10 protein-coding genes and 1 pseudogene are annotated in these 13,772 nt (G+C 59.5%); 7 read left to right on the forward strand and 4 right to left on the reverse strand.

Annotated elements, in window-relative coordinates; translation table 11 throughout:
* The gene (locus tag QU481_RS19165; protein WP_289831600.1) at positions 1 to 1,422 is read left to right on the forward strand and encodes an efflux transporter outer membrane subunit; all 1,422 of its coding nucleotides are present in this window, start codon (positions 1 to 3) and stop codon (positions 1,420 to 1,422) included.
* A 294-nt stretch (positions 1,423 to 1,716) separates the two neighbouring features.
* Positions 1,717 to 2,208, forward strand: coding sequence for a DedA family protein (locus tag QU481_RS19170; RefSeq protein ID WP_289831601.1), 492 nt, complete (start codon positions 1,717 to 1,719; stop codon positions 2,206 to 2,208).
* A 155-nt stretch (positions 2,209 to 2,363) separates the two neighbouring features.
* Here QU481_RS19170 and QU481_RS19175 read toward each other — a convergent pair whose 3' ends face one another.
* The 4 genes from QU481_RS19175 to QU481_RS19190 all read right to left on the reverse strand — a co-directional run bounded on the left by QU481_RS19175 (position 2,364) and on the right by QU481_RS19190 (position 7,102).
* The gene (locus QU481_RS19175; protein WP_289831602.1) at positions 2,364 to 2,570 is read right to left on the reverse strand and encodes a DUF2788 domain-containing protein; all 207 of its coding nucleotides are present in this window, start codon (positions 2,568 to 2,570) and stop codon (positions 2,364 to 2,366) included.
* A gap of 201 nt (positions 2,571 to 2,771) precedes the next feature.
* Positions 2,772 to 3,998: an argininosuccinate synthase gene (locus QU481_RS19180; RefSeq protein ID WP_289831603.1), complete on the reverse strand. Its 1,227-nt coding sequence runs from the start codon at positions 3,996 to 3,998 to the stop codon at positions 2,772 to 2,774.
* A gap of 35 nt (positions 3,999 to 4,033) precedes the next feature.
* Positions 4,034 to 4,954 carry an ornithine carbamoyltransferase gene (argF, locus tag QU481_RS19185; protein WP_289831604.1) on the reverse strand — a complete coding sequence of 307 codons (921 nt, stop codon included), beginning with the start codon at positions 4,952 to 4,954 and terminating at the stop codon, positions 4,034 to 4,036.
* 189 nt (positions 4,955 to 5,143) lie between these two features.
* Positions 5,144 to 7,102, reverse strand: coding sequence for an aminotransferase class I/II-fold pyridoxal phosphate-dependent enzyme (locus QU481_RS19190; protein WP_289831605.1), 1,959 nt, complete (start codon positions 7,100 to 7,102; stop codon positions 5,144 to 5,146).
* A gap of 150 nt (positions 7,103 to 7,252) precedes the next feature.
* Here QU481_RS19190 and dinG point away from each other — a divergent pair, with 150 nt between their 5' ends.
* From dinG to istA, 5 genes and pseudogenes are all read left to right on the forward strand, one after another.
* Positions 7,253 to 9,382, forward strand: coding sequence for an ATP-dependent DNA helicase DinG (gene dinG / locus QU481_RS19195; RefSeq protein WP_289831606.1), 2,130 nt, complete (start codon positions 7,253 to 7,255; stop codon positions 9,380 to 9,382).
* A gap of 108 nt (positions 9,383 to 9,490) precedes the next feature.
* Positions 9,491 to 9,778: pseudogene (locus QU481_RS19200) on the forward strand (DUF3579 domain-containing protein); the annotation flags it as partial.
* Positions 9,779 to 10,424: 646 nt separating this feature from the next.
* Positions 10,425 to 11,597 carry a porin gene (locus QU481_RS19205; RefSeq protein ID WP_289831607.1) on the forward strand — a complete coding sequence of 391 codons (1,173 nt, stop codon included), beginning with the start codon at positions 10,425 to 10,427 and terminating at the stop codon, positions 11,595 to 11,597.
* 114 nt (positions 11,598 to 11,711) lie between these two features.
* A complete protein-coding gene (map, locus tag QU481_RS19210; protein ID WP_289831608.1) occupies positions 11,712 to 12,500 on the forward strand; it encodes a type I methionyl aminopeptidase in 789 nt (262 codons plus the stop codon).
* 396 nt (positions 12,501 to 12,896) lie between these two features.
* Positions 12,897 to 13,772, forward strand: an 876-nt coding sequence (gene istA, locus QU481_RS19215; protein ID WP_289830490.1) for an IS21 family transposase, incomplete at its 3' end; no start/stop codon positions are given.

Raw genomic sequence — 13,772 nt, forward strand, 5'->3', positions numbered from 1 at the left:
ATGTCTAGAGTGACCCGTTGGGTATTGCTGCCCCTGACTGCTGCGGTTTTGTCTGCATGTGCGGTCGGGCCCGACTACAGTCGACCGAAGATCGACATCCCGGCCAGCTTCAAGGAAGCGAAAGGATGGAAAGCAGCCGAGCCGCAGGATCACCAGCCCAAGGGCAAATGGTGGGAGGTGTTCAACGATCCGCAGCTGAATGCGCTTGAAGAGCAGCTGGTGATCTCGAACCAGAACATCGCGCTGGCCGAAGCGCAGTACCGTCAGGCTCAGGCACTGCTGCAGGGCGCTCAGGCGGGCTTCTACCCGGATGTGACCGGCAGTGTCAGTAAAACGCGCGCCAGCAGTGGCGGCGGCATCAGTAGTAACAACAGCAGCAAAGCGGTTACCTCCATCAACACGCTGTCCCTGAACGCTAGCTGGGAAATCGATCTTTGGGGCAAGATCCGCCGTTCGGTGGAAAGCAGCAAGGCAAGCCTCGCGGCGAGCGAGGCTGACCTCGAGGCGGCTCGGCTGAGCGCGCAGTCGCAACTGGCGATCAGCTATTTTCAGCTCTATGTTGCCGACGCGGAGAAAGCCTTCCTGGACGATAGCGTCAAAGCCTACCTGCAGTTCCTGGATCTAACCAGGAACCGTCTGGCCGCCGGTGTCGCCTCGCCTGCCGACATGGCCCAGGCCGAGACCCTACTCAAGACTGCTCAGGTATCAGCACTGGCCAAGGGCGTGCAGCGGGCGCAACTCGAGCATGCGATCGCGGTGCTATTGGGCAAGGCGCCGGCTGATTTCAGCCTCGCCAAGGTCGAAAAGGTGCCTGTGCTGCCAGATATCCCGGCCGGCGTGCCATCGCAACTGCTCGAGCGGCGCCCCGACATCGCGAGCGCCGAACGCCGTGTCGCCGCGGCCAATGCCCAGATCGGCGTGGCCAAAGCGGCTTACTTCCCTGATCTGACCCTCTCCGCTACCAGCGGATATGCCAGCTCCAGCTTTGCCAACTGGTTGACCCTGCCCAACCGGTTCTGGTCGGTCGGCCCGCAGCTTGCGATGACGCTGTTCGACGGTGGCCTGCTCAAATCGAAGACCGATCAAGCGATCGCCGTGTACGATCAGAGCGTCGCGACCTATCGTCAAACCGTGCTTGCCGGATTCCAGGAGGTTGAGGACAACCTGGTCGCGTTGCGTTTGCTGGAAGATCAGGCGCGCCTGCAGAATGAAGTGGTGAAGGCGGCTCAGACGTCACAGAAGATCACCGAGAACCAGTACAAGGCGGGGACCGTCAGTTATCTGGATGTCGTTACGACGCAAGCGACGACACTGGCAGCCCAGCGCAACGACTTCGACATCCTCAACCAGCGCCTGACCGCGGCCGTGACGCTCATTCAGGCGCTCGGCGGTGGCTGGCAGGCGCCTCCCGAGAAGGGCTGAACTCGGTCCGGTCAAGCGAAACCGCCGTGGGTAAGCCTCCGGTGGTTTTTTGCATTTGGCGATAGTGGAGGCCCTGTTTGCAAGACAGCGGCCACCGGCTGCGGCAATGCATCCAGTAGTGGCCTGTCTGACTACGCGCTCAGACTGCCACCTATACTGGACAGACACCACCCTCTCCTAGAGGGGGTGAAGCTGACGCCACCCGATTGCTGCCGATTTATGTCGCTAACCCATCTGCTCACTCAGTACGGCTACCTTGCAGTGTTCATTGGCAGCGTACTCGAGGGGGAAACCATGCTGATACTGGCGGGCTTTGCCGCGCACCAGGGCTATCTGTCTTTTCCTATCGTTCTGGCGCTGGCGTTTGTCGGCGGCACGTTGGGTGATCAGCTGTTCTTCTTTCTTGGCCACTTCTACGGACAATCTGTGATCGCACGATTTCCGAGCTGGACGGATCGTGTGCAGCAAGTCTGTCGCTTGTTGCAACGCTATCATGCTGGCGTGATCGTCGGCATCCGCTTCATGTACGGCCTACGCATCGCCGGACCTGTCGTTATCGGCGCAAGCGCGGTGCCGCCGTGGCGTTTTGCGCTGTTCAATATGCTCGGGGCTGTAATCTGGGCGGTGTCCATCGGCAGTATCGGCTACCTGTTCGGGGAGGCCCTGCAGTGGTTGTTTACCGATATCAGGCGTAGCGAAGAAGGGGTGCTGCTGCTCATTGTGTTGGTCGGTCTTCTGTTCGGCGTAGTGCGTCGCCTGCAGAGAGATCGTCGTGCAGAACATTAACGGCGACCGTTTTAACGAAAAGGCTTTGAATAGGCTCTAAGCCCCCTTGCAGGCCCCGTTGACAGTCGGAATGCGCATCGCCCCTGTTGGCAGACTACAGACAAGCCGAGCTGCCATCGTGGCGAGTCCGGCCCGTCTATATTGCTTCATTGCACTTACTGCTTCAGCACCAGAAACTCGACCAATACGTTCTTCAGCACGAAGCCGAGCACGCCGAAGCCCAACACCAAGAACAGGATGAACATCCCGAACTTGCCAGCATTAGACTTTTTGCCCAGATCCCAGATGATGAAGCCGATGAAAATAATCAAGCCGGTCAGTAACACGATCAGCGAGACATTGGTGAATTGCTCTTCAGACACTGCGGTCTTCCCTTTGGCTACATAGGTTCTTTGGGGGCTATTGTGTGCCCTGAATTTATTATTGTTGGTTTGCTGGGCCAGCGTGCAACACCAGGGCCACCCCGATTGCTGCCCCAGTACGATACCTCCGGGCAGCAGTTGGCTCAACCGCAACGAAAAAGCCGCCCGTAGGCGGCTTTGATCGGCTTGTCGCGCTTAGCCTTAGCCGCGCTTGAGCTTGGCGTTGGCAGCGATGCGCATGCGCAGCGCGTTCAGACGGATGAAGCCTGCCGCGTCGGCGTGGTTGTAGGCGCCGCCGTCTTCGTCGAAGGTGGCGATATTCGGGTCGAACAACGAATCGGTCTTCGATTCGCGGCCCACCACGATCACGTTGCCCTTGTACAGCTTCAGGCGTACCCAGCCGTTCACGGTAGCCTGGGTCGCGTCGATCAGCTGCTGCATCATCACGCGTTCCGGTGCCCACCAGTAGCCGGTGTAGATCAGGCTGGCGTACTTCGGCATCAGCTCGTCTTTCAGGTGCGCCACTTCACGGTCGAGGGTGATCGACTCGATCGCGCGGTGCGCCTTGAGCATGATGGTGCCGCCCGGGGTTTCATAGCAGCCGCGCGACTTCATGCCGACGTAGCGGTTTTCGACGATGTCGAGACGGCCGATGCCGTGTTTGCCACCCAGCTGGTTCAGGCGGGTCAGCACTTCGGCCGGGGTCATGCGCACGCCGTTGATCGCGACGATGTCACCCTTTTCGTAGTCGAGCTCGATGTACTCGGCCTCGTCCGGAGCGTTTTCCGGCGAGCTAGTCCACAGCCACATATCTTCTTCCGGCTCGGCGGCCGGGTTTTCCAGTACGGTGCCTTCGTAGGAGATGTGCAGCAGGTTGGCGTCCATCGAGTACGGACTGCCGCCGCCCTTCTTCTTGCTGATGTCGATGCCGTTCTTCTCGGCGTAGGCGAGCAGCTTCTCGCGCGACAGCAGGTCCCATTCGCGCCACGGGGCGATCACTTTCACGTCCGGCTTCAGCGCGTAGTAGCCCAGCTCGAAGCGCACCTGGTCGTTGCCCTTGCCAGTCGCACCGTGCGACACAGCGTCGGCGCCTACCTGGTTGGCGATCTCGATCTGGCGCTTAGCAATCAGCGGGCGGGCGATCGAGGTGCCCAGCAGGTATTCGCCCTCGTAGACGGCGTTGGCGCGGAACATCGGGAATACGAAGTCGCGCACGAACTCTTCACGCAGATCGTCGATGAAGATGTTTTCCGGCTTGATGCCGAGCGATACGGCTTTCTTACGTGCCGGCTCAACTTCTTCGCCCTGGCCGATATCGGCAGTGAAGGTCACCACTTCACACTGATAGGTGTCCTGCAACCACTTCAGGATCACCGAAGTATCGAGGCCACCAGAATACGCGAGTACGACTTTTTTGATGTCAGACATGATGCTTCTTTCTACGAAATTCGTTTGTGTTGGCTTCAGGCGGTCGTTTTGCCGGCCAGAAGGAACTCGATCAGCGCCTTTTGCGCGTGCATACGGTTTTCAGCCTCGTCCCAGACCACGCTCTGCGGCCCGTCGATCACCTCGGCGGCCACTTCTTCGCCACGGTGAGCCGGCAGGCAGTGCATGAACAGCGCATCCGGGTTGGCGTGCGCCATCATGGCGGCGGTCACCTGGAAGTCGGCAAATGCGGCATTGCGCGCTTGCGCCTCGGCCTCGAAGCCCATGCTGGTAAAGACATCTGTGGTGACAATGTCAGCACCCTTCACCGCGGCTACCGGGTCGTTGCTTGGCTGATAATGCGCATCGTAGTCTTCGCCGTCGAGCACCGTCAGCTCGTAGCCTTTCGGCGTCGCCACGCGCAGCGTGAAACCGAGTACCTTGGCCGCTTGCAGCCAGGTGCGCGCCACGTTGTTGCCGTCGCCGATCCACGCCACCACCTTGCCCTTGATCGAGCCATGTCGCTCGGTATAGGTGAAGATGTCGGCCAGGATCTGACAAGGGTGATACTCATTGGTCAGACCGTTAATCACAGGCACGCGCGAGAACTCGGCCAGCTTCGTCACCAGCGATTGCTCGAAGGTGCGAATCATGATGATGTCGCTCATCCGCGAGAGCACCCGTGCGGTGTCCTCGATCGGTTCGCCACGGCCCATTTGCGAACTCTTGGTGTCCAGGAACATCGCATGGCCGCCCAATTGCGCCATGCCGGCCTCGAAGGACACCCGGGTCCGGGTGGAATTCTTTTCGAACACCATCGACATCACCTTGCCGACGAAGGGCTGGTACCGCTCGCCGGCATACCATCGTCGCTTCAGGACCGCCGCACGCTCGAAGAGATGGTGGTACTCCTCGCGGGTCAGGTCACTGAATTGTAGGTAATGCCGAGGTTGAGTCATGGTTGTTGGGTCCAAAAAAAGAAGGCCGGTGCGCGGTGATGACGGGTGTCGTCAGGCGCAACGGCACATTTACTACACGCTAGTCTTAAGTCAGTACTAAGGGTCGCTGTGGGCGTAACACCTGGTGCCCAGACTTACAAAAATGCGACAGGTTTATATTTATCGGAAATCACCTGTCCTGACAAGCAATCAATCGCCGAAGTGGCGCGCCGGCAGGGTTGCGAGCTCTTCGTCGCGCAGTACGCGCAGCAGATATTCAGCGTCCTTTTCGATCAAGCCATGGATGTCGACGCCTTTTTGTGCCTTCAACAAGCGGTGCAAGTAGGTAATAATTGCGTCGTCAATGATCTGCCCCGGCACCAGCACCGGAATGCCCGGCGGATACGGCACGATCTGGTCGCACGACACCCTACCCAGCAGCGCCGGATTCGGCCTACCCTCGTCGTCGAGCAGCGGCAGACTCTCGCCCGCTTCGTAAAAGGCGTCGCGCGGCAGACAGGCGAGCTGGGTGAAGTGTGGAATTTCCGGCAGTCGGCCAGGCTGGCGCGGGGGGCGCTGCTGCTTGGCCAGACGTAGCATCGCATCGTGCAGGCGAGACACTTTGCTGCGTGTGGTGCCGAGCGTCAGCAACAGTGTAAGGGTGCTGAAGGTGGACTTCTCCACCTGGATGTTGAAGTGCTCGAACAACTCGCGCTGCAGCTCGTCGGCCGAAAATCCGGAAGCGGAGATATCGACGGTGAGCTTGGTCGGGTCAAGCTGGATGCCGTCCTCCCGGACCTCTTCCGACAGCAGATCCGTCAGCTCCAGCACCCGGAACGCGCCCGTGGCGTTGATCTTGTCGCGCAGTTCTTCGGCCAACTTCAGGGTGCGGTCTAGTAAGCGGTAGCCTTCCATCGCAGCCTGCTTGCGCGCCACATCCAGGCTGGCGATCAGTCCGTACTGAGGGCTGGTCGAGGTGTGCATATTGAAATTTTCGCGAAACAGATGGGCATCGAAGGCGGGATCGTTGACGTGCACCATACTTGCCTGCGAAAACGCGGACAGTATCTTGTGCGTGCTCTGAGTGACGTAGTCTGCACCGGACTCCAGCGCCGTGGGCCGAAACGCCGGGTGAAAACGCGCGAAACCGTACCAGGCCTCGTCGACTACTACCTTGATGTTGTGCAGGTGTGCGTGCTCGACGATAGGCACCAGATCGTAGCGCAGCCCGTCGTAGGTGCACGAGGTCAGGATCAGCACCCGGGCTTCGGGGTGCCGATCAATCGCATCGAACAGTTTAGCCTTGGCCACAGGCCCGAACAGGCCGTAACGGCGGTTCACCGATGAATCCAAATAGATCGGCCGGGCACCGGACAGAATCACGCCGTGGTGTACTGACTTGTGGCAGTTGCGGTCGAGCAGCACTGTGTCGCCCGGCGTCAGCAGCGTCTGGCAGATCACCTTGTTCGCCGTGGACGTGCCATTGGTGGCGAAGAAGGTTTGCTGCGCACCGAAGGCCTTGGCTGCCAATGCCTGCGCGTCGGCGATCACCCCGGTCGGGTGGAGCAGTGAGTCGAGCATTGGCACCGATACCGACAGGTCAGCGCGCAGCATATTCTCGCCGACGAATTCGTAGAAATCCCCGACCCAAGGGCTGGCCTTCAACGAGTCTCCACCTGCATGGCCCGGGGTATGCCAGGAGTCTTTGGCCATGTTCACATAGTGCTTGAGGGCGTCGTAGAACGGGGTGGCCGACTTTTCTGCCAACTCCGCAGCCAGGATGCGAAACCAGCCGTGGCTGTCCAGTTCGTCGCGGTAGAAATAGCCGTCTACCGCATGGCTGGCGAGCGCCTCGATCACCGCTTTTTCATCCGCATCGACCAGCATCACATAGAGCGACAGCTCCGGTCGGAAGGCGTTGATGCGATTGGCCAGTGCTACCGCAGCCGCAGCGCCCTGTTCTTCGGACAGCCTGTTGTCGATCAGTACAATCTGGATCTCGCCATCGCGTGCGATCAACGTCATCGTCGCTTCGGCGGAGTTCGCCCCGACGAACACCATGCCCAGTGAATTGGGTAATCGGCTCGCCGCCTCGTCCAGCCCCTCCAGCACATCCGACTGCCAAGCGGCATCGTCACTCACTACCACTACGCGGCTGATTGGCACCATGAGGGTCTCCTCTTGCTGCGTACCTTGTTCTTCGGGCTATGTTTTCTTCCTACCATGCTAGTCAGTGCCTATCCCTTTCGTCATGGTACGGCTGCAAAAACCGTGCCGCCACGGGCGCAGTAATGAGGTCGGTTCGGGTACAATAAAAAAATGCTTACCTCCGCCGAAAAAGACGCCATTCGCGATCATTACCGCGCCATCGCCGACAACTTGCCGGGTTTTCGCCCGCGTGCCGCTCAGCGGCGCATGTTGGCCGAAGTCGCCAATGCTTTCTCCCGCTGCCAGGAAACTGCCGAGGGAGAAGAGGCGCCGGAGCGTCGTGGCGAGAGCATCGTGGTGGTCGAAGGCCCGACCGGCGTCGGCAAGAGTCTCGCCTATCTGTTGGCAGGCGGCCTGATGGCGCGCTCGCGCAACAAGAAGCTAGTGGTGACTAGCGCCACCATTGCGTTGCAGGAACAGCTGGTGAACCGCGACCTGCCCTTCGTAGTGGAAAACAGCGGTTTGCCGCTCACCTTCGCGCTCGCCAAGGGACGTGGTCGTTATCTGTGTCCCTATCGTATCTACCAGCTCACTTCGGAAAATGCCCAGGGGGATTTGCTCGGCTTCGATCCGTCGATGGCGCTGTGGGACCGCAAACCCGAGGCGGAGGAGATTGAACAACTGCGCGAGCTGGCCGACGCGTTCTACTATCGCAAGTGGAACGGCGACCGCGACAGTTGGCCGAAAGTGATCGACGACGGGCTGTGGAGCCGCGTCATCAATGATCGTCACGGTTGCCTTAAGGCCGCTTGTCCGAACCGGGCCGAGTGCCCGTTCTATCTGGCGCGCGAAACGCTGGAGACGGTCGATGTCGTGGTCGCCAACCACGACCTGTTGCTAGCGGACACCTCGATGGGTGGTGGGGTGATCCTGCCCTCGCCTGAGCAGGCTTTCTACTGCATAGACGAGGCGCACCACTTGGCCAAAAAGGCAATCAATCAGTTCTCCGCCGAACACTCCCTCAGCCAGGCCATGTTCTGGCTTGACAAGGTAGGCGCCTTGGTCAGCAAAGTCGAAGGCCTGACCGGCAAAGCCGAGGCATCTGCCGATGCCGCTGAAGCGGCCGGTGCCCTGATGGAAAGCCTGACCGAGTGGCTGTGGCTACTGGAGGGGGAAGAGTCTCTCGCCGCGTCCAGTGACAACCTGGAGCCGACTTGGCTGATCGAGGACGGCAGGTTACCGGAGCGGCTGAAGGTGCCGGCGTCCAACCTGGCTCTGTCGGCGCGGATGCTGGTCAAGCACCTCAACACCCTATCCGACGCACTGGCCGAAACTCGTCGTGACAAGACGTCTGATGCGCCGCTCGCTGACCGGGTTGCCAGTGACCTGGGCATGATGCTTGGTCGCGCCGAGCAGGTGATGGCAGTGTGGGAGCTGTTCGAGAAGGAACCGGATGAGAATGCCCCACCGATCGCCAAGTGGATCACCCGCAAGAGCAGTGGCAAGGGTGATTACGAATTCTGTGCGTCGCCGGTCAGTGCCGCGGCAAGCCTCGCCGCGACGCTGTGGCGCCGAGCTGCCGGCGCTTTGCTGACCTCGGCGACACTGCGTTCACTCGGCGAATTCGACCTGCTGTTGTCGCAGACTGGTCTTAAGTGGCTGCCGGAAACCACCTGCGTGGCGCTTGACTCGCCGTTCAGCTTCCAGGATCAGGGTGAGCTCTACCTGCCGCCGCTGGTGGCCAGTCCGAAGGATCCTGCCGGCCACACCCGCGAGATCGTCGAGTGGCTGCCGAAGCTGATCGACGTGAAGGAGCCGGTGGGCACGCTGGTGCTGTTCTCTTCGCGCAAGCAGATGAACGATGTCGCTGGCGCGCTGCCGATGAGCCTGCGCGAGCGGCTGCTGATCCAGGGTGAGATACCGAAAGCAAAGCTGCTGGAGACTCACTACCAAAGGCTGGCCGAGCAGCAGTCCAGCGTGATCTTCGGGCTCGACTCGTTCTCGGAAGGGCTCGACCTGCCCGGCGAAGCCTGTGTTCACGTGATCATCGCCAAGCTTCCGTTCGCGATGCCGGACGATCCGGTTGGCCGCACCTTGTCGCGCTGGATAGAAAAACGCGGCGGCAATCCCTTTGTCGAAATCACCGTACCGGAGGCGTCGATCAAGCTGGTGCAGGCGGTCGGCCGGCTGATCCGCACCGAGCAGGACTACGGTCGCGTCACCATCCTCGACAACCGTATCACTCGACAGAGCTACGGCAAAAAGCTGCTTGCTTCGCTGCCACCGTTCAAGCGCATCTAGATTTGGAGTAGAATCTGGCCATCCCCGCGTCGACACGTCCAACAATCAAACATTTGCATCGCCGCGGCTCGGAGACACTCCTCAAAACAACAACTGTGTCCAGTCACCATGATCTGTAACCCGTACGAAATTGTTATCCAAGGCGTCACCTCCGAGGGACGCACCTTCCGCCCGAGCGACTGGGCAGAGCGCCTGGCAGGCATTCTTGCCTCGTTCGGCGACGACCAGAAGCTTGCTTACCATGCCCACGTCCGTCCGATGATGCTCGACAACGTGCGTTGCGTTGCCGTCGACAAGAAACTCGAAAAGGTCTATCCGGCGATGTACCGCTTTCTGATGGACTTTGCCAGCGACAACGATCTGCGCGTGATCGACTGCCGCACGCTGATCGACGAGGTCTATCCAAATAAATTCTTGGCCTAATTGACCGCCCCTGTGAAACAAAAATTTCGTTATATTTTGTCAAATATTTCGAAATTTTTGTTTCTCTCTCGTAACAGCCTCTTTCCGCTAGGCTGATTGATCCCCCTCCCCCGCCTCTTCTCTCACTCGCACCAAAGTACCCTCGCCCTATCGTGCCGACGGCACGCCTTGGCTTTGTGTTGTTCGTCGACATCTCTACTTTCGATCGCCACTCGGTTCCGCGCTGCTTGCTCTTACTGGCTGGAGGGCTTCTGCGACACGCCAGGCCCTGTCACTGGCCGCGACTGCAGACCAACTCTGCGTTGCAGTCTCTCCTTCCCCCTTCTCCTTCCTCTTCCCTCAGTTTCATCAAACGTTAATAAACGCACTGTAAGCGCTGCGATGCTGTCATGGCTGTTCTACTCAAATAAGTAATAGATCTAATTCTCAAGTTATATGAAAAAAATGATACGTTATATAACGTGATATATTTCGATTTTTGTTTCGTTCTTACAACAACTCAAGCGTTTAAACCATTTTGTCATCGGTTTTTTATCTTTCTGTCACATTTCCACTCTACTATCCCGTCTGAATTTTCGGCGCTTGTCGCTTTTTACACAAAGTTGGAGTTGTTAAGAATATGCAGAAGAAAATCATTGCAGGCCTGATCGCCTCGGCTCTGGCTGCCCCGCTGCTCGCCCACGCTGACGTTACCATGTACGGCACCATCAACATGGCTGTTGAGTCGACCCAAGTTAGCGGCGCCACCAACCCGCCCTCAAACGACGTCACCAAAGGCCGTGTGGTTAGCAAGTCGATCATCGGCTTCAAAGGTAACGAAGACCTCGGCAGCGGCCTGAAGGCGATCTGGCAAGTAGAGCAGGAAATTCGCGGCGCCGAACAAGGTGGCACCAACGACAAAGGCCAGCCGGCGGTATTCGCCACCCGCAACACCTTTGTTGGCCTGTCCCACGCCGACTACGGTACCTTCTTGATTGGCAACTACGACTCCGCTTACAAGCGCCTGACCAACCGGACGCTGAACGTGCTGCCGGATACCACCCTTGACACCTTTGACAGCACCTCCATCTTCAGCCGCGGCGAAGCTCGTCTGAAGAACAGCGTGAACTACACCACGCCGGTGTGGAACGGTTTCCAGGGCGGCCTGTCGTACGCGTTTGACGAGACCCGCTCGGTTGATAACAATCCGACAGACCCCAACTTCGGCAAGCGTCTGAACGCTGACCGCGTGTCGCTGGGCCTGAACTACCAAATCGCTGGCCTGAACGTGGGCGCGGGCTGGGACCATAGCGGCGACGGCTACTCGACTAACGCCACCACCAACATTACTAGCCAGAAAACCGCCAAGACCGACTTCTACAAGGTTGGGGTTAGCTACAAGTTCGACTTTGGCACCATGATCGGCGCCGGCTATGAAGCCCGTCTCGACGAAGTGCCGGGCCAAGCAAAATCCCGTCAGGCCGACTGGCTGTTTGCTGCTAGCCAGGATATCGGTGCGTTTTCGCTCAAAGCTGCCTATGCTCGCCTGGGCCAGCAGACCGCGAACGGTCAAACCGTTCTCGGCAGCGAAGCCAAGCAATGGCTGGCTGGTGTGACCTATGATCTGTCCAAGCGCACTCAGGCTTACGTCTATGGCACCAAGATCACCAACGGCAGCGCCCAGAACGTGAACTTCAATGCAGGCACCAGCCCGGTGTACGACGCCAACTCCAATTTTGGCACCCCGAATGCTTCGCTGGGCAAAGGCGAAGACCTCCGCGCCATCGGTGTTGGCCTGAAGACTTCGTTCTAAGCCTTCGGCAGCACCTTCCAGTCAGTCATAATTGATCGGGCACCCTCAGGGGTGCCCGTTTTTTATACGTATTTGTTATCATTGGGGATTGGAAACACAGACAGATAAGAAGCAATGGCAATCACACTTCACACCCAGGAAGACATCGAGAAAATGCGCGTGGCCGGGCGTCTGGCCAGTGAACTGCTCGACTACATCACGCCATTCGTCAAGCCGGGTATCACGACCGAAGAAATCGACCGTCTCTGCCACGATTACACGGTCAATGTGCAGCAGGCTATCCCCGCCCCGCTCAACTATGCGCCGGACGGCGGCACCCCGTACCCGAAATCGATCTGTACCTCGGTCAACCATGTGATCTGTCACGGCATCCCTGACAACAAGCCGCTGAAGAATGGCGATATCGTCAACATCGACGTTACCGTGATCAAGGACGGTTACCACGGCGACACGAGCCGGATGTTCTTTGTCGGAGATGTAAGCCCGTTCGCGCGCCGCCTATGTAAGGTCACCTACGAGACCATGTGGAAGGGCATCGAGCAGATCCGTCCTGGCGCGCATCTCGGCGACATCGGCGCGGCCTGCCAGCAGCATGCCGAGGCCAATGGCTACAGCGTAGTGCAGGAGTTCTGCGGCCACGGCATCGGCAAGAAATTTCACGACGAGCCACAGGTGTTGCACTACGGCCGCCGTGGCACCGGCGTCGAATTGAAGCCGGGCATGATCTTCACCGTCGAGCCGATGGTCAACCAGGGTAAGCGCCACCTACGTATGCTTGCCGACGGCTGGACTGTAGTGACCAAAGACCGCAGTCTGTCGGCCCAGTGGGAGCACACGGTGCTGGTGACCGAGACCGGCTATGAGATCCTGACCCAGTCGGCGGGCACACCACCCAAGCCCTGAGCATGATCAGGCATGACAAAAACCCGCCTTGTGCGGGTTTTTTGTTGAGCGTCACGTCGTCGTGTAGCCCCCTTCTGCCTCGGAAGGCATCCTCTTATGTGGTGGGTCCGTAACATGGTGTTGCTCGGTTTGGGTCGCTGAGCCACCAAGCGACCATAATTTATGACGGCCGTTGTAGTACTTCAGTGAGCAGGTGATTTGCATCATGCCCGCCCCTTGTCTGTCTGCGTATTCCGGGGCAACCTGATCACCTGTTCCAGCTGAACCTGGACAGTCGTTCCAGCGCAAACTGGACACCCGTTCCAGGCCAACCTGGACGGCTTGCAACATTGCCGTAACAAGCTGTAGCGCGCGGGGTAACCCGTGGCACCCTCGAGCTTTTTTCCTGGGTGCCCGATGTCTAACCACAGGTTATCCATGCGCAAAATCGTCGAAATCCTTCGCCTGCATCACGCAGGTCTGTACTCGCGGCGCGCGATCGCCCGAATGATCGGCGCATCCCCCACCACGGTCAGCGACTACCTCGCCCGCGCCAAGCTCGCCGGGCTGAGCTTCCCGCTACCCGCCGGCCTGGACGAAGCCACCGTCAATGGCCTGCTATTTCCCCCGACGGCGCCGTCGAAAGTCCGCCGCACCGAACCCGACTGGCCGACGCTGCACCAGGAACTGCGCCGCAAAGGCGTGACGCTGGAGCTGCTGTGGCAGGAGTACAAGGCCGAAACACCGGACGGACTCCAGTACAGCGCGTTCTGCGACCATTACCGCCGTTGGCGCAAGACGCTGGCAGTGACGCTGCGCCAGCACCACACACCCGGTGAGAAACTGTTCGTCGACTACGCCGGGCAGACGGTCGACGTCATCGACCCGCATACCGGCGAAATTCACGCCGCGCAGATCTTCGTCGCGGTGCTCGGCGCCTCCAACTACACCTACCTCGAAGCGACCTTCACGCAGCAGCTGGAAGACTGGATCGGCAGCCATGTGCGCGCCTTCGACTATCTCGGTGGCGTCACCGCGCTGGTGGTCCCCGACAACCTGAAGAGCGGCGTGCGCCATCCGTCCCGCTACGAGCCGGACCTGAACCCGACCTACCAGGACCTGGCACAACATTACGGCTGCGCGGTGCTGCCGGCGCGGCCGTACAAGCCGCGCGACAAGGCCAAGGTCGAGGTCGGCGTCCAGGTGGTCGAGCGCTGGGTGCTGGCCCGGTTGCGTCACCAGCGCTTCTTCAGCCTGCAAGAACTCAACCTGGTTCTGCGTCAGTGCCTGGAG

Origin of the sequence: Crenobacter oryzisoli, assembly GCF_030385785.1 — a bacterium.
GTDB classification, from domain to species: Bacteria; Pseudomonadota; Gammaproteobacteria; order Burkholderiales; family Chromobacteriaceae; genus Crenobacter_A; species Crenobacter_A oryzisoli.

Excerpts from the sequence above, each read along its gene's own strand:
- QU481_RS19165 (WP_289831600.1), top strand. The coding sequence starts at position 1 with ATGTCTAGAGTGACCCGTTGGGTATTGCTGCCCCTGACTGCTGCGGTT.
- QU481_RS19170 (WP_289831601.1), top strand. The coding sequence starts at position 1,717 with ATGCTGATACTGGCGGGCTTTGCCGCGCACCAGGGCTATCTGTCTTTT.
- QU481_RS19180 (WP_289831603.1), bottom strand. The coding sequence starts at position 3,998 with ATGTCTGACATCAAAAAAGTCGTACTCGCGTATTCTGGTGGCCTCGAT.
- argF (WP_289831604.1), bottom strand. The coding sequence starts at position 4,954 with ATGACTCAACCTCGGCATTACCTACAATTCAGTGACCTGACCCGCGAG.
- QU481_RS19190 (WP_289831605.1), bottom strand. The coding sequence starts at position 7,102 with ATGGTGCCAATCAGCCGCGTAGTGGTAGTGAGTGACGATGCCGCTTGG.
- dinG (WP_289831606.1), top strand. The coding sequence starts at position 7,253 with ATGCTTACCTCCGCCGAAAAAGACGCCATTCGCGATCATTACCGCGCC.
- QU481_RS19205 (WP_289831607.1), top strand. The coding sequence starts at position 10,425 with ATGCAGAAGAAAATCATTGCAGGCCTGATCGCCTCGGCTCTGGCTGCC.
- map (WP_289831608.1), top strand. The coding sequence starts at position 11,712 with ATGGCAATCACACTTCACACCCAGGAAGACATCGAGAAAATGCGCGTG.